The organism is Nostoc sp. (genome assembly GCF_036917555.1).
In the GTDB taxonomy this organism is placed as follows: domain Bacteria; phylum Cyanobacteriota; class Cyanobacteriia; order Cyanobacteriales; family Nostocaceae; genus Nostoc.
The window spans coordinates 1-22,315 of sequence record NZ_JBALDD010000015.1; the positions used below are offsets into that span (position 1 = coordinate 1).

The following is a 22,315-nucleotide window of genomic DNA, read 5'->3' on the forward strand; positions in this document are numbered from 1 at the left end:
TTTTTTTCCAAATTCTCATTATCACTTTTTAATTCCTGAATATTTTTTTCTAAGTTTTCATTTAGTCCCTGAATATTTTTTTCCAAATTCTCATTATCACTTTTTAATTCCTGAATATTTTTTTCTAAGTTTTCATTTAGTCCCTGAATATTTTTTTCCAAATTCTCATTTAGTTCCTGAATATTTTTTTCTAAATTCTCATTTAATTCCTGAATATTTTTCTCCAAATTATTATTTCTCGCACGCAATGAATTAACTTTAGCCTTCATAACGCGGCGCAATTCAGTATTTTCTGATTGTAAACCTTTAATTGTAGATTTAAAATTTAGTCTGTCATTCTGTAGTTCTATAAGTTGTTTTTTTAGAAGTGAATTTTCCTGTTCCCAATTGTTTGAACCATGCAAATAAAGATAATTACGCCAATAAACACTCATATACTTTTTGCGTGGTCCTTTAAAATGCAAAATTTTTTTCTCTTTTAGCTCATATACATCTAAATCAGATTCGTAATCAGGAGAAAAATTATAAATATCACAAGATAATAAAAGAATTTTTATGCTATCAATTTCTATAGTGCCTGGATGAATTTCGCTACCTTTTTGCCAGTTAATTGCATCTGCTAAAGCATATTGATCGCCCCACCATTGAGACTTTTGTCTATATTTTTCTATGTACAATAAATAAAGCTTTTCAAAAAAAGTAACTACGGCTTTTCTATGTAGTTTTGAAATATAAATTACTCCACCATTGATAGGCATTTCTTTATCATCACGAACTGTAAAAGCTAAATCAAATTCTTGTAAAAATAATGATTCTATATTATCGTTAACTAATATATCTGAATCCAGAAAAACAATATCCGATTCAAAGTCATGACTTTTTATAAAATGTAGCTGTGACACCAAACGACTCAGCATAATTGTTCGCGAATCAACTTGGTATCTTTGAACAGTTACATCTAAAGGTAAAAAGGACAAATTAGTATCTAAATCAGTAAGGATAATTTTTTTACAATAACTGTGAAATTTATCAATAGACTTAAACATTAAGTTTATCGACTGTTGATAATCATAAAAATTATTTTGATCCAAAGGAGTATTCTGTTCAATATCCTCTCCTGGAACTTCAGCATGAAATGTGACAAATGTAATCATCTTTAAATTAGTTTTTTACTCCAGACATTACTAAATAAGGATTTGGATATTTGCGAACCAAAATTGATTCATGTATGGTAAACTTTTCTAATATAACTTCCCTAACAGCCTGTTCGCTAAAACGGTAGAAGTCAGCATTGTAAGCAATACCATGACGCTTAAAAGTGAGAGTGGTGTTCATATAGTCCGTGGGTAATGTCATGTAAATGGGAACACCAACAATAAATATACCTCCTGGCTTAAGCACGCGATAAATCTCTTCTACAGACTTCCAAAAATATCTGTCATGTTCTAAAACTGAAGATGACATGACGCAATCAAATTCCTTGTCTGCAAACTCGAGCAGGTTACTATTACCAAGTACAAGTTCATATTTTTGCAATTCCGGGGAATTTTTTTTAATTTTCTGTGCATTTAAAGCTACCTTTCTAGAATATTGAAAGCAAGGTATTGATAGCAATGTCCATGTTGCTGCACCCACTTCTAGTGCAGCAGAGGGAGACTTATTCTGGTAAAATGAAGCTAGAATTTTAGCAAAAGCTGCAAAAACCTTTGGACTCATAATACCTTCTCCTGTAAATAATCGACAAATTTTTGCATATTAGTAAAATAATTAATACAGTTTTTGCGATATATTTCAAAGTCATAATTAAAATATTCGTTCAAATTATTAAAATCACATATAGGAAATTCTAATAAATTAGAAAAGCCAATACATCTTTCGTCTACATAGGTCAGAAATGATTTTTTTGCTTGACTTAAAAAATACAAATGAGCATGTAGTCTACTGCCTATATGTAAATCGCAACTATTGTAAAAGCTTAAACATTCATCTACAGATGTAGGTTTAAAAATTTGAAACCCTTTATCTCGAGCATAATTTCTTAATGACAATGGAGTTTTATCATATTTTTTCAAAACTTTTATCTTCAAGGTGTTCCAAATACTATCTTGATTATTTTGCAAATTACTTTTAATTTCCAGAAAATCTTGATGTAAAGACAGTATTTTACGAGATTTTCTATACTTATTAGCAACAAAATTAATTGTCTTAGTCTCTCTATCCCAAAAATCTTGTCTTTCCGTTACAGTTACTACAACAGTTTTTGCTTGATGATAAAATCCTGCATCGTCAAGGATTTTATCATCATACATAACTGGACAACCAGTCAATAAAAAATTATCAAGAAGTTCTGGCAGGCTATTGTTTAAGTACTGAATAGTTAAAGGACAACGCCACGAAGAGAAGCTAATTCTTTCATGGATAGCTCTGAGTATCTCTTTTGTAGTATTAGACATATCAATATTTTGCTTTGGAATACCATGAATCCCAATACCAAATGGCACAACAGGAACTTTGATCTTAGCTAGTGTAGCAAGGCTCATGCCAGGTACTATAATAAAATTATCATTTAATTGATTAGCCCCTGCTAGAATTAAGGCTTTCGTAGAATTGATTTTATCGATGTCATTTTCAGATAATTCTTTTCTTGATGTAAACAAATATTTGCATTCAGCAGGATATAATAGCTTAATTAAATTATTGAGAATAAATCCGTCACCTATATTGACAGCTTTCTTGTTCTGGATTTCAACAGGAACTATATAAGGTGTAATAACAGCATAAGCCATATTAAATTTATTTATTGAATATTATATGTTTTAGTAAAAGAGTGATTTTGAAGTAACCATAATCCTGTTTTTCCTTCATTTGTTAACTTAAATTTTTTTTGAATTAAATAATTTTTTTTAAATTTTATTTCTAGCTCTTGGCAAGAATAATGATGTAACCATACTTTCTTTGATATATCAGTTGGAGAATATGCTCCTGAGTCACTAACAACGTAGCTGATTAAATAAAAATTAGATATTTCAGAAATTTTAGCTAATAAATTATCAAGATCGCCAATGTATTCTAATAAACCCAAACAAAATACAACATCAAAATTTAAAGACGGCATTTCAGATTCTAGATTTATTTTGTATGTACTTTCTAATTGTGGTTGCAAGTCATATCCATAGTAATCAAACTGATTACCGAGCTTGGCGGTAAGCACAGACTTTAACCTTTCATTTCCACAACCAAAATCAGCAATTTTAATTGGATTAATATTATTAATTAACGAAATATCATTGGCAATCAGCATCTCTACTGCACTTTCTGCACGTATTTGCCAGCTTTCAGCACTTTGACTATCACAGTTAAATCTCATACTCCTAGCGTACCTTAGTTAAAACTATAGATCTTTGACAAAATAAAATATCAAAATTTCCCAGTTCTATTAATTCATCTACCGCTTTTTTACAGCCAGAGTAGGAACTATAATCATCAAATACAATTACAGAATTAAGACTCATCTGAGGAGTAATTCTGTCAATACAAATTTTTACTGAGTCATACCAGTCACAATCAATATGGGCAAATGCTACGGTATCTTGAACATTTAAACTTTCCTGAAAAAGCCCTTGTATTAACTGAATATTATCTGATTCCAAATTGAAGGCAAAACTTTCTATATTGTTAATGACAATATCCTTTAAATTCTGAATATAGCCATAGTATTCATTTCCTCCCAAGCCCTGAGATTTACCGCTGCTAATCTCTGCGTATCTATTGTGTGCATCAACACCATCTCGTTCAGAAGGGGGTGGTATCATACTAAATACATCGAAGAGGTGTAAAGGTACAGAATTTGGCTTCATGTGAGCTATCAGAATTGCAGAACCACCCAAGGCGCATCCAGCTTCGATATAGAAACCATGAACTTGTTTTATTTGAATATATTTGATTGCTCGGCAAATATTCTCTAGCTTTGGGTAGCCACAGTAAGTTAAATTCTTTTCTCGGATCTTATTAATAATTGCAGATTCTTGAAAAAACTCTTTTTCAAATAATTGTATTTGTTCCGTTTTAGAAAGAGGTGTTTCCATATAAACTGAATTAATGACAATCAATTTCCCATTGACACGGTTGATAAAATGATGATTGACTAATAGACTGATTAGCTTTTACTTTAAATTTAAATGATTCAACTATGTCTAAAATTGTATAGTAACTACCATTTGCAGTGATATTAATCTTCATCGAATATACTCCAGTTAATAAACCACAGTATGGCATAATTAGTTTTAATGAGTGTTCTCCCTTTGTTATTTTAATAAATCCAATATCATCTGCACTTTGGATAAAAAGATTACACCTTTCTTTATCAGATAAATCTCTAATTATGAGATTGATACTAGCATCTTCGATTTCTTCGTATGCCTCAAATGTGATCTTGAGGTATGCAGGTTTACCAGATATGAGTGTCTCTAAAAGTTTATCTTTGGAATTCTGAAAAGAAAGGGATTTAATCTTGAGTGTAGAACTGACAGAATTACCAGAAAATAATACTTCGCCAGGGGTTAACACTTTTGCATTACTAACTTGGTTAGTAGATAAATCCTCTTCATACTTTTGAATAACTAAATTTGCATTACCACTCATCACTAGCTTGCCTTTTGCTAGATAAGCAGCAGAATCACAATTAGATGTAATTGCACTTGCACTATGAGAAACTAAAACAAATGATACGCCACTTTTACGAAGTTCGGATAGTTTACGGTAGCATTTTGTTCTAAACTTAAAATCACCGACTGCTAGCACTTCATCAATTAAAAGAATATCGGGATTTGTATAAATAGCACTAGCAAATCCCAACCTAGCTTTCATACCAGAACTGTAAGTTCTCACAGGAGCATCAATTGCATCCCATATCTCAGCAAAATCAAGCACTTCTTGAAAGCGGAGTTCTATCTCTTTTCGAGATAATCCAAAAATAGACATATTAATATAGACATTTTCTCTGCCACTAAGCACAGGATTAAAACCTGCACCTAATGCAATCAGGGCTGCTAATCTACCTTTAACTTTTACATAGCCATTATCTGGTTTAATCAACCCAGTAATAATTTTTAGTAAAGTTGTTTTACCACTACCATTAACTCCAATTAAACCTATAGATTCACCACGCTTAACTTCTATATTGACGTTATCAAGCGCCCAAAACTCTCCTTTTCTTAATTTGTTGCTGTATCTCGGTTTGCCGACTAATTCTGCGCCAATATCTTTGAGACCATAGAGGTAAGATTGCTTGAGATTCCGGCAAAATTTTTTCGATACATTGTTGACAGAAATAATTACATCAGTATCATCTTCACCTTCAGATGATACTGAAACACTGTTATTTATTTGCATAGTCATGCTTAACTTATCCTCTCAATTAGAAAAGGTATAGACAGGCGGTATATTAACCACCCTAGAATGAATCCCACTAAAGTTATAACGCTCATAATTAAAAACAAAGTTAATTGTGATAACTCTCCTGTGGTAATTAACTCTTGTGCTGTTACTAGTAAGGGGGTGACAGGATTTAGCTTGACTAAAACAGATAGGATACCGCTACTAGGGGTAGGATAAGCAATGGGAGTCAAAAAAAACCAAACTAAGGTGATTACTTCCATAGCTCGCGATACGTCTTGCACTAAATTCATTACAGGAACCAGCCAAAGTCCTATAGATACTCCTAATAGAATTAAAATAATGAATGCAATCGGTGCAAAAATTATTGTCCAACTCACTGAAACTTTGAATAGTAGAAATAAAACGATTAGAAAGACTAGCTTGATCGACAAGTTAAATAGTACTTGACCTAATTGAGTTAGAATAATTGCCTCGTGGGGAAATTTAACTTGAGCAAGCAGTGGGCGGGATGTATCTATGGCTATTTGAGGACTATTAAGAGCATCTAAAAATGTTTGCCATAAAATAGTACCTAACATGACGTAGGCAGGGTAAGGTATGTCAGTTTTATCTACACGAACCAGTCCTGTATTATTAGCAAAAGTTAATCCGGCGGCTGTCAGAGCGGGAGGTACAATAGCCCAAGCAATTCCCATGAAAGACCGCCTGTATTCAGCTCTAATATTCCTACTTAGTAATCGCCAAGCCAGTTCACGGCAACCAAACAAATCTTGAAACATTTCCCGAAATAACTGAATCGGATGCAGTACTCTACTTTCAGGGGTATATATTACTTCTGGTCTACTTTTTTTCCTCACCTTTTCTACCACAATTTTTATCAATATTTTGATTTTGTCAATTTTAAGTCAATCCTAGTTTTTTATACAATCGGCGATAAGCTAAACAAATTTTTAATAAAGCTGGCACATTTAAAGACATAGCAAGTACATCTGATGTAACTTTTGTTAAATTAGGGCTGATTCTATGGAAATGCCCCAAGTTAGGATGAAAAGAGCGCAATTTCTCATGAATCTCCTCAACGATAGTGCGGGTTCTGGTTTCAGATTGTCCTGGTTCATGGTAAACCTGAAGAGAACCAACATAAATATGGCGAAAACCAGCGTCTAGAGCGCGCAGGCAATAGTCTGCATCATTATACTGTGTAGGAAATTCTATAGCATTAAGTCCGCCCATCTCACACCAAACTTGTCGGGAAATGGCAGCACAAGCAAACCCATTACCAGCTGCATAGTGAATTGTTTGAGAAAGAGGATTAACTGTGGATTCTTGGATGCGTACTGGACGAGTGCCTATAGGCAAACAAGTTTGTACTCCTGAAGACACGAGTCGTCCTTTTTTCCCTATGGTGCGAAGACCAACGCTAGCAACTTTTGGTGTCATTGCCCAATCAGCAAGGGTTTGTAAAACATTTTTATCTAGAAAGCGGGCATCATTATTCAGCATGAAGATGACTTCACCGACTGATGCTTCTGCGGCCATGTTAGTTTGAGCGCTATGGTTAAAAGGAGCGTCATAATTCAAGTGGCGAACTAGGATTTCTTGAGGTATGAGACGCTTTATTTGTTCCTCCACGGCTTGTCTATTAGCAGGCTGGGACTGATTATCTACAAGTACAATTTCTATATTGGCACTGACTGCTTGCTGAACAATAGATTTCAGACATACTTCCATTAGCTCTGGGCGATCGCGATAGTTAATAATAATACTGATGCTTTTAGCTTTTTTGCTGGGCGTGGGGTAGCTTAAAGCCCGGTAGATAAAACTGTTTTGTAACCCTACGAAGCGTAGAACATGATTTAATTGTATTATTTTGACTGTGGGACTTTTGCTGAGAACAGCCAAAGCACCTGAGGTATCATCTTTCCTAGATAAGTGTCCTTCTTGTAATAACTTGTGTAAAATATCGCCACGAATCGCACACCGGCCTGCATGATTGATATGCGGGTATAAAAGAGAATCTTTCTCTGGCCACTCCACACGAAAAGGGGTCAATCTTCCTCTTCTAGACATGGAAAACAGTAAGTCATCCCAAATGAGCGCTTCCGGTAGTACGTCATTTTCTATATTTTGAGAAATTTTTTCTAAACTAGAGTAGAGACTTTTAGTTGATAACTGACCGTTAATTTTTTCAATTACATAAGTTGTCATAGATGTAGTAATTGGCTTTGTGCTGTCGGCAAAACAGAAATTTATAGACATTTCTCAGGCATTTAATGTGTATTTTTTTTGAATATCAATTGCAATTAAATTTAAAATGCGAGTTACAGCATCACCAGCTATGAGATTGCGACTAATATAGAGATGTGCTTGTTGCTGTATTGCCAAACGTCCTTCAGTAGTTTGTAATTTTTCCACAAACCTAATCCAGTCTCCTAATTCGTTAATTAGTGGCAGTGGTTGATACTTTTGCAAATTTAAACCATAGCTAATTACACCCACAGGACACTGGTATTTGGCTGCATCTAATGCCACGGTTGATGGTGTAGTAATTGCACCATCTGCAATTGCAATCAGTGCTGGTGCAGTAAAAGCTTCCCATTGAGGATTCCGTGGGTTGGCAATGACGATATTATCTGCCTGAGGTAAGTGTCCCTGGTATTTATCTGTTAGCCATACACCAGCATGGTGTGGTTTTACCAAAAAAGTAGTATTGGGAAAATGCTGTGCTGTCTTCTCCATATCTTGAAGAAAAAGTATCCTGTATTGCTCGCTATAGCGTTCCCAATGTAAATTCTCAAATACAACTATTAAGTAATTACGATGATTGGAAAATTCGACTTTTGCAGTCGCGGTTGAATTAATATATTTAGGACAGCCAATAGTAATACATTTGCTGCGTGTTTCCACAGCTAGTTCTTCTGGTAGTAAGGCAGTATCACCCCAAGTTAATAATTTTTTTGAGGCAAATCTGGTGTTTTCTGCCGTATAAAGCTCATCAAAATAATTTAAGCCAATATTCTCAAAACCATGCTGCAAAGTGTAGGTTAATACTCCTGACTTATTTGCTCTTTTAGTCAAAGCATAAGCAGCCTTATGAGGACCAGCAGTACTTTCAGAGGCCGTTATCAACGCTCGGATACCAAGTAAGTTTGGTTCTACTCCTGTTAAAATTCCCAAGCGGGAAACCTTTGAATATTTAACTTCTAATTTTTCTAAGGCGTTTTTAACTCGTGGTGATTTATTTAATATCTGATCGAGTACGCAGACTTGATACACAAGGTCATTCCTACTTTGTAAACCCACCAACAAAGGCAAAACTAAATCCAAATCTTGGATTAAGTGTATAAATAGTAGTACTGTTGGTTTATGGTTCCAAAAACGTATAAAGTTAATCACACTACTTTACCAGTAACTCGATTGATCACATTTGCCCACTGAGTGGCGATCGCTTCACCACTGTAATTCTGCTTAATAATCGATTGTGCCATTTCTATATGCTTATTAACCAAATGATGATCAGTTAGGTATACCCTTAGTCCCTGTTCCCATTCATCACACATTATACAATTTTGAAAATTTTTGAGTGCTGGTGTCTTTGTCGCCACAACAGGTACTCCTAAAGATAAAGAAAGAACTGTACGGTTGGCAGACTTCCCAATGCTAAAGGGAGTTTTAGAGTTGGGTACTATTGTGACATCGCTTTGAGATATATGTTGATAGATATTTATTGGGTCCCAGTCTATATATTCTGTAGAAAAAGGTAATGGAAGTATATGTTTGGAATATTTTTCGTAATTATTACTAACAACCAATAATGTAAAGTTTATTTCATTACTTGTTTTGATTAGATGTTCAGCTATATCCAATATGTTTAGCATACCAAAATTACCATAGCTAGCTCCATGATGACCAAACCAAATTATTCTTTTTACATCCTTTGCTATTAATAAATTGTTGCCTAATTTTGAGTGTTTTGATAGCTTACTAGATATAGATTTATCAATCACTTGCTGTTTTATATCTTTACTTTTAATGAAAAATGTAAATGGCAAAATGGCATTTGATGTCAGGGTTTTTTCAGAAACATTAAATTTTCGTTCAGTCAGCGTTGTTTCATTTACCTCGATTTGCGATCTTAATCTGCTTAACCTAACTTTGATTCCAGATATATTTTTTTTATAAATCTGCATTATTTTTGGGTAAAATTGTTTATATAAGCTAATAAATTTGACTTCAAAAACACTTTTTAGCACTAGCAAAAAGGAGGTTGGTCTATAAATAGCTATTTTAATCCAACGTGTCCATTTAATACAATTCATCGCTTGCTTCACATCTTCCAGTGTTTCGTTGCCATCTGGAATTATGAAGATTGGGATAGATTCTCCTATTTCTGCTCTGATGACATTTTCTAATACTATACCTGTGGTTACTATTGCTGAAGCCACTTTGGCCATTTCTTTAAAGTTCTCAGATGGAATATTGTCTATCCTAGTTGTATATTCTTCGATAAATATATTATCACAAATGTCTATAATTATTGGCACACCCAATTTATGCGCTTTTTTTGCTATATCTAAATCTTCACGTTTAAAACTTTTTACAAAAATAATAACATCTAATTTTTTATTGAATTTTATTTCATCACAATTAGAGTAAATACAGGATTTATAACCACACAATTCAAGATAATGTAATGGTATTAAGCATCGATAACGAAGACTAGCTAAGTTTATATTTAGAGAACTGGCTTTCCAAATTAACATATTTCTTTGGCTGGAGAACACACTTAATTTATATTAAAAACACAACTGTTTTAAAAACTAAAAGTAGGATAATGCAGCTAAGGCTCTCTGCCTTACGGATGAATTTTCATATTTTCTGCAACAATATCTGCTTTCTCGTTCAATCCCGACACACACGATTTTTCTCCATAAAGCTTTGTAGCTATGAAAATATACTGGGTGTTCCTTGGAGAATACATCATGACTAGCAAATAATACTTAAATTATTTTGGATATTATACAATGAATCGGTTATTGCCAAGTGTATCTTTACTACAAAATATAACTTCTGCTGGCAAAACTACTTTCCTTGTTAAAGGTACGAGTTTTGTTTAACTTAAACTACCTGGATCAATTAAGAGCGATCGCAAATACTCTGCTAATCGATCAGCCCGTTGGCACTCCTGTTCAGCCCGTTGATGTTCCTGTTCTGCTTGTTCTCTTCGGGTCAGCATCCAACCTGCAGAATTATACCAACGCAACCACAAACCTGTTGTCTGTTGATAAGAACCATTGCCAAAGACCCAATCCTAGTTCTAACTCTTTTAACCATAAGCGGTTCTCTGGTAAAGATATTGCCTCATAGCGAGTGCTTATGAGTTGAAAGGGACGCAAATGATTTTCATAATGATCGCTGTCGTTCTTGTTATAACCGTCATTGAACCTCAGAAGTCATAAGTCATTTACTATTCTCCTTCATCTCTCTCACTTCCTGATCTCCCCTGAATTTATGAGAGCAGAGTCACGGATTCCGCTACACTGAGACTTGGTTTATCTGAATTGTAATCAGGCATGGAAATCGGACAAAAGGTTAAAGTCTTTCGTTTACGCGATCGTGTTTCTCCCCCAGTTGTGAAAAAACTCGGACAAGTGGGTATCATCCAAGGCTACAAACTCACCGATGGTGGCAGTATCGGTGTAGTGGTGCAGTTTGACGACAATTCTTCCACCTGGTTTTTTGAAGATGAAATCAAACCTGTGTAGTAGTAAATAACTCAGATCCGGATTTTTTTTGGCATCTTAAATTTCAAGCACAGGTTGAGAGTCTTTGTTGAATGTTAAGTTGGAGTTGAAAAGCTCGGCGGTGAAAACAGGAATCAAATAATGGCTCTAATATTGACATTTTTGGGCAAAGGCGGCACCGCTCGTACCAAAATTGCGATCGCCGCCGCCAAATTATTGGCAAGTCAAGGCAAGCGCGTACTCCTAGCAGGACAAGCAGAACCAACATTGCAAATCCTGCTGGGTACTCCCATTGCTGCCGATCCCCAGGAAATCGCTCCCAATTTGCAAGTAGTCCAGTTTCAAGCATCTGTACTGCTAGAACGCAACTGGGACGAAGTGAAGAAACTTGAGGCGCAATATCTCCGCACGCCCATCTTTAAAGACGTTTTTGGTCAAGAACTGGTAGTATTGCCGGGGATGGACAACGCCCTAGCACTGAATGCTATCCGCGAATATGATGCCAGTGGCAAATATGATGCGATCATCTACGATGGCGCGGGCGACTCTTTAACGCTGCGAACGTTGGGTTTGCCAGAATCTCTGAGTTGGTACATCCGGCGATTTCGGCAATTATTTGTCAACTCCGATTTGGGGAAAATGATTACTGAATCACCCTTGATTCAGCCGCTGATTAGCAGTTTTTTCAATATCAACTGGACAGCAGATAACTTTGCAGGTCCCACTAACCAAGTCAATAATTTCTTAGAAAAGGGGAGAGCCGCTCTTGCCGATCCCAAGCGTCTCGTTGCTTTCTTAGTGACTACAAAAGATCCGATTGAAGTAGCAAATGCTCGTTATTTATGGGGTAGCGCTCAACAAATCGGTTTAACTGTCGGTGGTGTTCTGCTTGTGTCTAGTGAGACAAATGTCAATCTGTCAGAGGAATTTATACCCCTACCTGTGAGTGTTGTTCCCGACTCGCCCACAGGTGACTGGCAACCACTGATAGACGCTCTACCCAACTTTGAAGCACAAGCTTTACAGGCTCCCAAACCAATTGAAATAGACATCCACAATCGTCAAGTACGCTTATTCTTGCCAGGATTTGACAAAAAGCAGGTCAAGCTTACCCAATATGGGCCAGAAGTCACGATAGAAGCAGGAGATCAGCGGCGCAATATTCCCTTACCCCCGGCGTTGAGTGGCAGACCCGTTGCTGGAGCAAAGTTTCAGAATAATTATTTGATAATTTCGTTTTAATTTATGGGGGTGGGGAATGGGGAATGGGGGATGAGGGAGATGAGGGAGATGAGGGAGAAAAATTAATAACCAATTCCCAATTCCAAATTCCCAATTCCCAATGACGCCAGTCGCCTCAAGTCGGGAAACCCGCCCACGGCGCTGGCTCCCCAATGCCCAATTCCCAATACCCAATTAATTAGTAAAAATTATGTCAGAATCAACTCCCATTACCCCAGAACCTAACCCATCTGAAGCACTAGACTTAGTGGCAAATAATGCCAATGAGCAAGCGAACGCATCTGCCGATCGCAGTGCGAAAACTAGGCAGATGCTGGGGATGAAAGGTGCAGCGTCTGGGGAAACTTCAATTTGGAAAATTCGTTTACAGCTAATGAAGCCGATCACCTGGATTCCCCTAATTTGGGGTGTAGTCTGTGGTGCGGCTTCTTCTGGTAACTATACTTGGACGCTGGAAAATGTGTTGAAGGTAGCAGCCTGTATGTTACTGGCTGGGCCATTGATGACAGGTTACACCCAAATCCTCAATGATTACTACGATCGCGAAATCGATGCCATCAATGAACCTTATCGCCCCATTCCCTCTGGGGCAATTCCCCTACCCCAGGTAATTATTCAGATTTGGGTATTACTGATTGCTGGCATTGGTTTAGCATTTTTGCTGGATGTGTGGTCTGGTCATGAATTCCCGACAATTACAGCGATCGCGATCATCGGTTCTTTCATCGCCTACATTTATTCTGCACCTCCCCTGAAACTCAAGCAAAACGGCTGGCTAGGTAGCTACGCCTTGGGTGCAAGCTACATTACCCTACCTTGGTCTACAGGACACGCTTTGTTTGGTGAACTGAATTCCACAATTGTGATTTTGACAATGTTCTACAGTTTGGCTGGATTGGGTATTGCCATTGTCAATGACTTCAAGAGTGTAGAAGGCGATCGCCAGTTAGGATTAAATTCACTACCCGTAATGTTTGGCATCACCACCGCAGCATGGATTTGTGTAGTGACAATTGACGTATTTCAAGGATTGATTGCAGCTTATCTCGTCAGCATCCATGAGAATTTGTATGCAGCAATACTAGTACTGCTAATCATCCCGCAAATCACCTTGCAGGATATGTATTTCCTACGCGACCCTGTAAAGAATGATGTTAAGTACCAAGCCAGCGCCCAACCTTTCCTGGTTCTGGGAATGCTGGTAACAGGTTTAGCACTGGGTCATGCTGGCGTTTAACTTATACTTTTATAAGGAAAAAGTTAGGAATTAAGAGCAAAGGCAGAGACGTTCCGCCTCCGGTTAAGAGATAATATACTTTTAACTCCTAATTTGTATTAGGACATACTGTGTTAGAACTGATGTCTTTTCTTCTTCATGGAATTCAACCTTTATTAGTCCCGATTTGCTTTATCGTTGCTTGGACTGTAAGTATTCTCGCCGTTTTGAGTCTCTGGTCGGCGGTGCGAGATAGTGTAACTACAGCCAAGCAAATGTATCAAATCCCCTGTACTGGTTGTCAATTTTTTACCGATAATTACCGTCTTAAATGCACTGTACGTCCATCTATTGCCAATACAGAAGAAGCGATCGATTGTTCTGACTATCAACCGAAGACAAATCCTTATCTGTATTAGGGACTGGGGACTAGGAATTGGGAATTAGAGACTGGGAAAGAGTTTCACCAATGTTCAATAACTAATTACTAATATCCAGTAAGATTTTTAAAACACCCCGACTTTGGGCGTGTTCAAAAGCTGCAAGCCCTTCAATCAGGGGGTAAGTGGCATGAATCAGGGGTTGGACGTCAACTTTTCCTGTGGCTAGTAACTGGAGGGCTGGAGCAAAGGGGCCACAACGGGAGCCGATGAGGGTGATTTCATCCACTACTAAAGAAGAAGCATCTAGGCTGAGGTTGCCAGCATAAGTACTTTTCAGTACAAGAGTACCACGGGGACGTAGGGCGCGGCGGGCGATCGCAAATCCTTCTGGGTTGCCGGTACATTCTACTGAGATATCAAAATATCCATCTGTAACAGCGTCGGCCAGACTCGTTTTTATCCCCCGTGCTTCTAAGTTAGCCAGTTTATCTCGATGACGACCCACAGCTAAGAGTTCACAGCTAGTTAGGGCTAGTGTCTGTGCTACCAACTGCCCTAGTTTGCCATCTCCAACCACTAGCACCCGATCGTTTGGATGCAATTGCACTTGCTGCTGAATTTCCAAAGCTGCTGCTATCGGTTCGGTAAATGTTGCTATTTCTGTTGGTACATTCTCAGGTACGGGATGCAGGTTCTGCACCGGCAAACAGAGATATTCACTAAAAGCTCCGTTGCGGTTGACAATACCCAGAACTGTACGATTTTCGCAGTGAGTTGGTTGTCCACTACGACAAAACCGACAATGCCCACACACAGCGTTGATTTCTCCAACTACGCGTTGGTTAACTAAGTATTCTGGCCCTTGTTCGACAATACCGACAAATTCATGCCCCAAAATACCAGTATAAGGATAGTAGCCTCTGAGTAGTTCCAGGTCAGTGTTACAGATACCTGCACGCAAGACGCGTACCAAGGCTTCTCCCGGTGGTGGTTCAGGAACGGGAATATCTGTACGTAATTGCAACTGGTTGTTTTCGAGCCAAAGTCCTTTCATTTTTCTTCACGTCCTTTGCCTAATTATGTTGTCATACCACTTTGAAAAATTTTTATAAATATATACGGGCGTATATCTGTACCCCTATAACCACACCTATGTCTCTGTAGAAGGTATTTCTTTAATTCTAGTTACATCAACTTTGCTTAACCAAGTAACTAAGTCATCTGAACCAAGTGCAATCTCACTTCCCAAGGTTTTGATATAGAGAAGTCCGTCACTAATAATTAAATCTCTAATTGGATACCAGGAATCTCGTGTTCTAATCAGAAGTTCTAACGGAATCCCTGGTCTGGAAGTATAATTGCGATATTTCCACCAGGCTCGCCATAGGATGACACATTTAGTACAGTGCATTTGATAGCCTTTGGGAACTTCGCAGTATTGATACTGATAAAAACCCCGACTATCTACTTCTCCTTTGAGGATATAACTATATTCTGCTAATGCCTGATTTATCAATTCCCACTGGGTTGATTTTGGAGAAATCGAGAATTCAGATTGGGTGTTAGATAGTTGAGCAGTGGCAATTACGCCTTCGGATTTTGCTGTCAGTTGATTGGTTTTATACACTGTTTGCGCTGTCAAAACAGGATTTGACAACAAAACGTCTTTTTTCTGAATAGAGTTTTGTACAAACTCTCGAATTAAATCTAGATTAGACAACATAAAATTTTTTATACTAAATTAACCAGTGTGATGAAAGCCACAACACTACTTAAATTAATAAATACACTGGTTTTTTGCTTAAACCAGGATTATTACTAGCTTTATTTATACTCAATTCTTTGTTTGACTAGGGTTTTGTTAAGTTTAATATCGGGTATATTATTGTCCACTAGCCTGGTTGAGAAAATCACTGCTTACAAGTGGATGAGCTGCAAATTAAATTTTTATGCCTTCGAGAAAAGGTTGAAATACCGAAACTAATTCAGGACGACTAACTACAAGGGTGGGAAAAGAGCGATCACTATAATCTTCTCCCGGTGACAACGGAAACGGCTCTGACTTAAGTGATGACCACATCCCACCAGCAGCTTGGACAATTACCCAAGCTCCGGCTAAGTCCCAAACTTTTGGTGTCGCCTCAATACCACCTAGAGTAGCCCCAGTGGCAACTGTCAAAAAGTTATAGCTAGCCACACCCAACATCCGAATTTTACAGGGAAAGCCGTTTTGGATAACTGCGGTGCTACGGGAACAGAGGTTAAAAAAGTGATTGTTGCTGGGACTATCAGTACTGGTGTGGATGGGGTGGTTGTTGAGAAATGCTCCTGTTGGTGTTGCTAAACCAGATGAACCTGCCCAGAAACCATGAAAAGCTTGATTCAAGGTTGGTGCGTAAACATAACCAAAAATGGGTGTACCTCGATACAGTAAACCCAGAGAGATTGTCCAGATGGGAATGCCGCGTGTAAAGTTGGTTGTACCATCTAGAGGATCAATTACCCAGCACCACTCCGTACCGGGAAATGACTGATCGCTCTCTTCACTCAAAATGCCGTAACCAGAAAAATTAGAAGCGATCGCATCTCGAATTTCCTGATCTGCCCATTTATCTGCTTGCGTCACCAAACTACCATCAGCTTTTTGGTCAGCCTGTACTTGCCCAAAATCTTGCATTAGCTGCTTGCCCACTCTGGTAGTGGTAGTTTGGGCAAAATCAAGAATTGTTGTCCAAAAATCATTCATTGGTTAATTCTCACGCAAAGGCATTCCTGAGCGACAATTAGGTAGATTCAGGTTAGCTTAAGTTTCTAGTTTAGTCTAAATCGCTTTCTAAAACTGAAGCGATCGCTTGCTTGGTACTGGTTTGAAATTCTGTGACGTTCACCCGATTCAAAAACCAAATCGACAGCACCATTCCCACTGCTTCTAGAACGAATACCAGTCCATAAGCTAACTCTAGGCTTGGTAAAAACTTGCGTCCAATATCCAAAACTGTACCTCCGATTACTACCGCCACACCTCTAGAAAGGGACTGCGCTAATCCCCATGCCCCAATAAATGTACCTGCGGCTTCTGCTGCGGTAAGATCCAACATTAAGCTAATTGCTCCTGTAGTTAGGAAACCTGCGGCTAAACCGAAAAAGAACAAACCTAGTTTGAGAGCTGCTGCATTAGCTGTGAATCCTGATATACCCAGCAATATTGTACAGAATGCTACCAACATACAGCCTAGACGTGCAGTTCTGCGCTTACCCAAACGCGGGACAATGTAAAAGCCCGTAACGCCGTAGGCAATCAGTAAACCCGTTCCATAGAAAATATTTAATTTGGTACTTTCCGCTAAGGGCATTTTAAATACTTGACCCGCATAAGGTTCCAAAATCGGGTCTTGCATAAATAAACTGATAGTCATCACCAGTAGAAAGGTGAAAAAGATGCCTGTTTGTGGACTAGCTGTCAATATTTTCCAAGCATTGCCCAGAGTAATGCTGTCTTCCCGATTTACCAGCGTGGAACGGCTTAAGTATTGAGAGTATTTTTTTTCTACACCGAATGTTGCTGCGATCGCTAAACCAAATACAATTGCTGGGACGATAAAAAATAACCTGTTGACCGCTCCTTGCAAGGTTTCTACCGTTGCTTCTGGCGTTAACTGTTTTAGCAAGCTGCCACTGATAATCGCCCCAACAATAATCCCCACCATTAGCATCGACCAAACTACGCCGACTACTTTAGAACGGTTATCTTCTTCAGATATATCCACCAACAAAGCAGCAAAGGCAGTACTGCTAGCACAAATTCCTAAACCGTATACAGCGAAAACTAAAGCTAAAAGCGCTGTCCAGCCGATTGTTTGGGTTGTCCAAGCCCAACCACCTGCACTAGTAGCGGCAAGATTCATCTGCCACATTACTTGTACAGCTAAAAAGGCTGCGATCGCAAATATTGCTGCACCCACCCATACATAAGCTGTGCGATGGTTTCCCCATAACGGCTTGGCATCTGAAATCTGGCCGAACCAGACACGGGAAGGAGCAACAAATAAGGGCAGTGCTAGAACTACTGATACCAGCGTCGCCGGAATTGCTATTTCTTGAATCATGACTCTGTTGAGTACGCCCAGAGTCAAAATGGACATCATGCTCAACCCCATTTGAAATAAACCCAGCCTGAACATAGTCAGCAGGTTTACTCTTGGCAGAGATAGGGTTTTTGTTTTGGTATCAAATACTTCACCACTTGCCATAGCTACTTTTTTGTATGGTTTATTAGAATTTAATCTCTCTCTCTTTAAATAAAGATAAACCCTAGCTGCTCGAAATCAGCGAATGAAAAGTGAAAGTTGCGATCACGCCAAAATGTGACCGATTACGATGCTCATGACTTCATCGCAGGCGATCGCATCTGATGCCCAAATGGGAACTATAAGAAAATAAGCCAATATCATGCTTTGGTATGAAGCAAAGAAACGTAATACATCACAATATATTTGTTTATCCATGTCTAACGAACAAGAGCATAATTCCGCTTTTAATGCAGCTGCCAACATTAACGTTCAATATGCCCAATTACAAGATTTATCCTTAAGTGCAGCCCGTAGATTATACAAAGGTGGGATTCGATCTGGTGATCCGCTCAGAACCAGAGTGCAAGCCCAAGAAATGTTAGATAAAATCCCTCCATCTCAAAGAGCAGGCATTGATGGCAAATCTACTGATGTTAATACCCAACAATACCTCTCAGATAAGCACGCTAGTCATATCAAACCGCATAGCAAAGGCGGCTCAAATGATTCCAAAAATATCAAGTGGGAAAACGCTAAAGATAATTTAGCCCGTGGCGATAAACCCATGACTTTGCAGGAGCAAATGAGACTAGATGCCAAATGGCATTTTGACAACCTAACAGGTGCAGTCAAAGCAGGTGTTAAAGCCGCGCCCCTTGGAGCAGCTATTGGTGTAGCGACAGCAGCACCATTTTCGTTACTAACTAATGCGCTGCGGGTAGTTCGGGGTGAAATTTCTGCACAAGAAGCCGGTATAGAAACATTGAAAGATACCGTAAAAGGCGGCACAGTTGGGGGTGTGACAGCGTTTGTAACCACAACACTAGCAGCAGCTTGTCCACCAATTGCGATCGCTTTAACCGCAGCCGCACCAGTTTTAGCTGTTGTTGGAACTGCGGGTATGGTTTACGAGTTTTTCAAAATCCTCAATGACCATAAACAAACGGTGAAAATCTATTATGAATCTTTAACTAAGCAAGAATTAGAAAGATTACAAGCAATTGAGAACGAACTGATTTATGAACACCTCAAAAATCTAGAATTTTTGGCTGAAGCATCAGCAATTAATCAAGAAATTACAAATCTTCCAATTGTACCAGGAATAGAAGGGGCTATGCAACGGTTAGGTGAATCAGTCGCTCTTGCTAAATCTCTAGGATTAACATCAGCAGATAGTAAATTGCTTGCTGGTTCTCAGCTGCCTTATCTTCCCACAGAAAAGTAGGAATTAAATTTTAGAGGATTACATAGTTTTTATGCTTCCTTTTATTTTCGGTGCTCTTGGATTAGCTGTTGGAGCTGTTGTTGGTGCTTTTACTACTCACGCTGTTGGGGAAAGTGATAGACAAGCTGCCAAGCATCATAGGACTGTAGCAAATGAACTAGCTGATAAATATACAAACTTGGAGCAAAAATACTATGAACTAGCTGATAAAACAAAAAAACAGATTCTCAATTTAACTCACCAGCACGCTTTAGATGAAGTTGAAAAAGATTGTTTGCGTTTAGCAGTTAGATTACAGCATAATCTGATTTGTCTGATGTGGGCTATTGATAGAGAGCCAACAGAAGCTGCTTTGAAGGAATTTATCAACGCAGTAGAACTAACAAACAATGTTCTCTGCAAAATAAATGAAGAGTTAATTTGTGTACCCAGTGACTATTATGCACGTAATTTTATTGCTATTGTTCAACGCAGAATCATTTCAATGAAACCGAGAAATATAAACAATGAGAGAATGTTAATGAAACTATCTTCTAAAAATATGCCTGAGCACGATTTTCAAGAAACCTATAATAGAATTCGTAATACTGGTGATAAACTCTTAAACTACTTGAAAGAACTTCGTGCTGGACGGCTCAAGGAAGGAGATAGTACCCAAGGATTACAGAGTGTTGAAGATAATATTACCAAAGCTCTAAAAGCTTTAGCGGAACAAAAATATCAGGTGGCTGTGATTGCAGCAATGAAAGCAGGTAAGAGTACCTTTTTGAATGCCATAATTGGTGCAGATGTCTTAGCAAGTGAAGCAGAATCTTGTACAGTTTGTCGTACAGATATCCGTCCAATCGATGCCAGACAAACACCCAGACTTTTAGAATATCAAGCAGATAAACGAGAACCTATAGTTTTAATAGAAGGTAAAGCAAGAGAAGTTCGGCAAAGATTTTTAGAGCGTACCCATGAAATTCGAGCTAAATCTAATCAAGATAATACTACACGCTTTGAATTAGAACATCCCATTGAAGCAATTAGTACAATGCCATCCCTAGCAGGTTTCACATTAGTTGATACTCCTGGCCCCAATGAGTGGAAGTCTACCTCGTTTAACACTACTTCCTTAAAGCAGACTGCTTTAGAAGCTCTCCGAACTTGTGATGCCATATTATTCATTCTGGATTACATAGCATTTAGGAACAACACGAACGCAGAATTGCTTCAAGATTTAATTGAGCAGCGTAGAGAATTTTTAGCAGAGAATACAGGTAAGATTTACTTTATTCTTAATAAAGTAGATAGAAAAGGGGAGAGCGATAGACCTATCGCAGATGTTATAGAATCCTTAAGAATAAATTTAGTTGAATTTGGTATCCCAAAACCAATTATTTATTCAGTCAGTGGATGGCAAGGATTGTTATCTAAACTTATTCAACAGGGGAAGGCAACTGATAGTCATATTAAAGACTTTGAAAAATTTTTTACCCCCACAGATACCGAAAGAGATGAAGAAGGAAACCGTATTATTCCCTCAGCAAAAAAACTTGCACCACAAAGTTTAAATGATAGTGGTATTCCCAAAATTGAAGAGACAGTAATTCAAACTATTACTCAAAATTCAGGATGGAATTTATTGAGCGATGTTTTAAATGAATTGAATAAAGCAGCTAAAGATATTGATGAAATATTTATTACAGATATCCGAGGCTGGCAGTTAGAATTTGAGGAACTGCTACAAAAAGTAGAAAAGTACAAAAAACATTCTGATTTAGCAATAAATCAGGTAGCAACCGTAAAAAAGTCCGTAGAAACACAAAAGCAAATATTAATCAGTACGTTCAGCCAAGGGATTAATAAATTTGCCGAAAGTGCTAAAAAACGCATAGTATCAGAGATTGAGAGAGTGGCTGAAAATCAATCTAAAAAGGTTTTAAAGGACAAAAAGACTCAAAACCTTCTCACATATATATGGGATAACTTCAGTTCTTTACTTGAAGAATCTTCCAGTTCTGATCCCTATAAAATCAAGGTCAAAAACAAAAACGATGCTGAGAAAATCGGTAAAACCATTAATGAATACTGTACCCCTATAATACAAAATTTTTGGTTAGATACTCAAGACAGGCTAGTTAGAGATGGAACAAAAATACGTGAAAGTTTAGTTAAAAAGATTAAACGAGAAATACAGGCTATTTCTGATGAACTATCTGAGTCTATTAAAAATGATTTGCAAGTAGAAATAGGTAATAATCCAATTCAATTTCCTGACTTTGAATTTTCTGGTATTGATGCCAAAATTCAACATCAGCAAGAAGTATTTACTAGAACTAAGAAAGAATCAAGGACGAATAGCCGCTGCTGTCAATCAGATAACGTCTATCAAGTAGATATTCCGTATGAGGAAACAGTATCTTACTATGAAATTGATTTACGACTGACTTCTCAAGGAATTCAGCAAAATATTGACTCACAAGTGAAGAGAAACATAGAGTTGCTTCAGCGTGTTATTGAAAAACAAGTATCAGATGATTTTCGGAAAGGCGAAAAGCAAATCAATGACTACATCAATAGGTTTCAAGTTGAATTTGACTCTTTACTTAAAGAACGGGCAACAAGGGAAGTAGAAGCTTCTGAGGTTATTGCTAATCTCGAAAGTCAAAGAATCAAAGTGACTGAATATCTTAACGAATTAGTGTCTATTCGAGAAAATCTTGATAGTTGGAAACCAAGGAATCGATAGAATCCATTAAAAGCCTAAAAAATCACTTGAAGCCAATGCTATGTAACAGAAGTACATAGCATTTACTCAAAGAACGCTTGTGGTA

At 37.8% G+C, this 22,315-nt stretch carries 21 protein-coding genes and 1 pseudogene; 6 read left to right on the forward strand and 16 right to left on the reverse strand.

Translation table 11 applies throughout. The features are described from left to right. From V7K60_RS05160 to V7K60_RS35110, 11 genes and pseudogenes are all read right to left on the reverse strand, one after another. The coding region (locus tag V7K60_RS05160; protein ID WP_334923498.1) for a hypothetical protein at positions 1-1,154 on the reverse strand (1,154 nt) is incomplete at its 3' end. Between the two features lie 7 nt (positions 1,155-1,161). Next, entirely contained in the window at positions 1,162-1,716 is a 555-nt protein-coding gene (locus V7K60_RS05165) for a class I SAM-dependent methyltransferase (RefSeq protein WP_334923500.1), read from the reverse strand. Further along, positions 1,713-2,786 carry a polysaccharide pyruvyl transferase family protein gene (locus V7K60_RS05170; protein WP_334923502.1) on the reverse strand — a complete coding sequence of 358 codons (1,074 nt, stop codon included), beginning with the start codon at positions 2,784-2,786 and terminating at the stop codon, positions 1,713-1,715. Before V7K60_RS05170 ends, V7K60_RS05165 begins: the two co-directional genes overlap by 4 nt. A gap of 11 nt (positions 2,787-2,797) precedes the next feature. After that, positions 2,798-3,367 carry a class I SAM-dependent methyltransferase gene (locus V7K60_RS05175; protein ID WP_334923504.1) on the reverse strand — a complete coding sequence of 190 codons (570 nt, stop codon included), beginning with the start codon at positions 3,365-3,367 and terminating at the stop codon, positions 2,798-2,800. Positions 3,368-3,371: 4 nt separating this feature from the next. Further along, on the reverse strand, positions 3,372-4,085 hold the full coding sequence (locus V7K60_RS05180) for a TylF/MycF/NovP-related O-methyltransferase (RefSeq protein WP_334923505.1): 714 nt from the start codon (positions 4,083-4,085) through the stop codon (positions 3,372-3,374). A gap of 10 nt (positions 4,086-4,095) precedes the next feature. Next, positions 4,096-5,397, reverse strand: a complete 1,302-nt coding sequence (locus V7K60_RS05185; protein WP_334923506.1) for an ABC transporter ATP-binding protein — start codon at positions 5,395-5,397, stop codon at positions 4,096-4,098. Positions 5,398-5,399: 2 nt separating this feature from the next. Then, positions 5,400-6,254, reverse strand: a complete 855-nt coding sequence (locus V7K60_RS05190; RefSeq protein WP_334923507.1) for an ABC transporter permease — start codon at positions 6,252-6,254, stop codon at positions 5,400-5,402. A 43-nt stretch (positions 6,255-6,297) separates the two neighbouring features. Then, entirely contained in the window at positions 6,298-7,656 is a 1,359-nt protein-coding gene (locus V7K60_RS05195; protein WP_334923509.1) for a glycosyltransferase family 2 protein, read from the reverse strand. Positions 7,657-7,659: 3 nt separating this feature from the next. After that, entirely contained in the window at positions 7,660-8,793 is a 1,134-nt protein-coding gene (locus V7K60_RS05200; protein ID WP_334923511.1) for a hypothetical protein, read from the reverse strand. After that, positions 8,790-10,160: a hypothetical protein gene (locus V7K60_RS05205; protein ID WP_334923513.1), complete on the reverse strand. Its 1,371-nt coding sequence runs from the start codon at positions 10,158-10,160 to the stop codon at positions 8,790-8,792. Before V7K60_RS05205 ends, V7K60_RS05200 begins: the two co-directional genes overlap by 4 nt. A 350-nt stretch (positions 10,161-10,510) precedes the next feature. After that, positions 10,511-10,811: pseudogene (locus tag V7K60_RS35110) on the reverse strand (hypothetical protein); the annotation flags it as partial. 159 nt (positions 10,812-10,970) lie between these two features. On the opposite strand from V7K60_RS35110, the gene petP reads away from it, so the two are divergent. From petP to V7K60_RS05230, 4 genes are all read left to right on the forward strand, one after another. After that, a complete protein-coding gene (petP, locus tag V7K60_RS05215; protein WP_334923517.1) occupies positions 10,971-11,162 on the forward strand; it encodes a cytochrome b6f subunit PetP in 192 nt (63 codons plus the stop codon). Positions 11,163-11,282: 120 nt separating this feature from the next. Next, on the forward strand, positions 11,283-12,383 hold the full coding sequence (locus tag V7K60_RS05220; protein WP_334923518.1) for a Get3/ArsA fold putative tail anchor-mediating ATPase NosAFP: 1,101 nt from the start codon (positions 11,283-11,285) through the stop codon (positions 12,381-12,383). Between the two features lie 190 nt (positions 12,384-12,573). Next, positions 12,574-13,620 (forward strand): chlorophyll synthase ChlG, encoded by a 1,047-nt coding sequence (gene chlG / locus V7K60_RS05225; protein ID WP_334923520.1) that lies wholly within the window; start codon positions 12,574-12,576, stop codon positions 13,618-13,620. 110 nt (positions 13,621-13,730) lie between these two features. After that, positions 13,731-14,018, forward strand: a complete 288-nt coding sequence (locus tag V7K60_RS05230; RefSeq protein WP_334923522.1) for a hypothetical protein — start codon at positions 13,731-13,733, stop codon at positions 14,016-14,018. 61 nt (positions 14,019-14,079) lie between these two features. On the opposite strand, the gene V7K60_RS05235 is transcribed toward V7K60_RS05230, so the two are convergent. From V7K60_RS05235 to V7K60_RS05255, 5 genes are all read right to left on the reverse strand, one after another. Continuing rightward, positions 14,080-15,036 carry an MDR/zinc-dependent alcohol dehydrogenase-like family protein gene (locus V7K60_RS05235; RefSeq protein WP_334923524.1) on the reverse strand — a complete coding sequence of 319 codons (957 nt, stop codon included), beginning with the start codon at positions 15,034-15,036 and terminating at the stop codon, positions 14,080-14,082. A 96-nt stretch (positions 15,037-15,132) separates the two neighbouring features. Continuing rightward, the gene (locus V7K60_RS05240; protein WP_334923526.1) at positions 15,133-15,705 is read right to left on the reverse strand and encodes a hypothetical protein; all 573 of its coding nucleotides are present in this window, start codon (positions 15,703-15,705) and stop codon (positions 15,133-15,135) included. Positions 15,706-15,921: 216 nt separating this feature from the next. Continuing rightward, positions 15,922-16,728, reverse strand: a complete 807-nt coding sequence (locus V7K60_RS05245; protein WP_334923528.1) for an inositol monophosphatase family protein — start codon at positions 16,726-16,728, stop codon at positions 15,922-15,924. 70 nt (positions 16,729-16,798) lie between these two features. Next, a complete protein-coding gene (locus V7K60_RS05250) occupies positions 16,799-18,232 on the reverse strand; it encodes a BCD family MFS transporter (protein ID WP_334923530.1) in 1,434 nt (477 codons plus the stop codon). 102 nt (positions 18,233-18,334) lie between these two features. Next, positions 18,335-18,487: a hypothetical protein gene (locus V7K60_RS05255; protein ID WP_334923532.1), complete on the reverse strand. Its 153-nt coding sequence runs from the start codon at positions 18,485-18,487 to the stop codon at positions 18,335-18,337. Here V7K60_RS05255 and V7K60_RS05260 point away from each other — a divergent pair. After that, positions 18,486-19,496, forward strand: a complete 1,011-nt coding sequence (locus V7K60_RS05260) for a hypothetical protein (protein WP_334923534.1) — start codon at positions 18,486-18,488, stop codon at positions 19,494-19,496. The genes V7K60_RS05255 and V7K60_RS05260 overlap by 2 nt on opposite strands. A gap of 31 nt (positions 19,497-19,527) precedes the next feature. Then, a complete protein-coding gene (locus tag V7K60_RS05265) occupies positions 19,528-22,230 on the forward strand; it encodes a dynamin family protein (RefSeq protein ID WP_334923536.1) in 2,703 nt (900 codons plus the stop codon). Positions 22,231-22,315: the final 85 nt, after the last annotated feature.

Bases quoted from the DNA above. Each gene is read 5' to 3' on its own strand.
- V7K60_RS05165 (WP_334923500.1), bottom strand. From the start codon at position 1,716: ATGAGTCCAAAGGTTTTTGCAGCTTTTGCTAAAATTCTAGCTTCATTT.
- V7K60_RS05170 (WP_334923502.1), bottom strand. From the start codon at position 2,786: ATGGCTTATGCTGTTATTACACCTTATATAGTTCCTGTTGAAATCCAG.
- V7K60_RS05175 (WP_334923504.1), bottom strand. From the start codon at position 3,367: ATGAGATTTAACTGTGATAGTCAAAGTGCTGAAAGCTGGCAAATACGT.
- V7K60_RS05180 (WP_334923505.1), bottom strand. From the start codon at position 4,085: ATGGAAACACCTCTTTCTAAAACGGAACAAATACAATTATTTGAAAAA.
- V7K60_RS05185 (WP_334923506.1), bottom strand. From the start codon at position 5,397: ATGACTATGCAAATAAATAACAGTGTTTCAGTATCATCTGAAGGTGAA.
- V7K60_RS05195 (WP_334923509.1), bottom strand. From the start codon at position 7,656: ATGTCTATAAATTTCTGTTTTGCCGACAGCACAAAGCCAATTACTACA.
- V7K60_RS05205 (WP_334923513.1), bottom strand. From the start codon at position 10,160: ATGTTAATTTGGAAAGCCAGTTCTCTAAATATAAACTTAGCTAGTCTT.
- petP (WP_334923517.1), top strand. From the start codon at position 10,971: ATGGAAATCGGACAAAAGGTTAAAGTCTTTCGTTTACGCGATCGTGTT.
- V7K60_RS05220 (WP_334923518.1), top strand. From the start codon at position 11,283: ATGGCTCTAATATTGACATTTTTGGGCAAAGGCGGCACCGCTCGTACC.
- chlG (WP_334923520.1), top strand. From the start codon at position 12,574: ATGTCAGAATCAACTCCCATTACCCCAGAACCTAACCCATCTGAAGCA.
- V7K60_RS05235 (WP_334923524.1), bottom strand. From the start codon at position 15,036: ATGAAAGGACTTTGGCTCGAAAACAACCAGTTGCAATTACGTACAGAT.
- V7K60_RS05240 (WP_334923526.1), bottom strand. From the start codon at position 15,705: ATGTTGTCTAATCTAGATTTAATTCGAGAGTTTGTACAAAACTCTATT.
- V7K60_RS05245 (WP_334923528.1), bottom strand. From the start codon at position 16,728: ATGAATGATTTTTGGACAACAATTCTTGATTTTGCCCAAACTACCACT.
- V7K60_RS05250 (WP_334923530.1), bottom strand. From the start codon at position 18,232: ATGGCAAGTGGTGAAGTATTTGATACCAAAACAAAAACCCTATCTCTG.
- V7K60_RS05260 (WP_334923534.1), top strand. From the start codon at position 18,486: ATGTCTAACGAACAAGAGCATAATTCCGCTTTTAATGCAGCTGCCAAC.
- V7K60_RS05255 (WP_334923532.1), bottom strand. From the start codon at position 18,487: ATGGATAAACAAATATATTGTGATGTATTACGTTTCTTTGCTTCATAC.
- V7K60_RS05265 (WP_334923536.1), top strand. From the start codon at position 19,528: ATGCTTCCTTTTATTTTCGGTGCTCTTGGATTAGCTGTTGGAGCTGTT.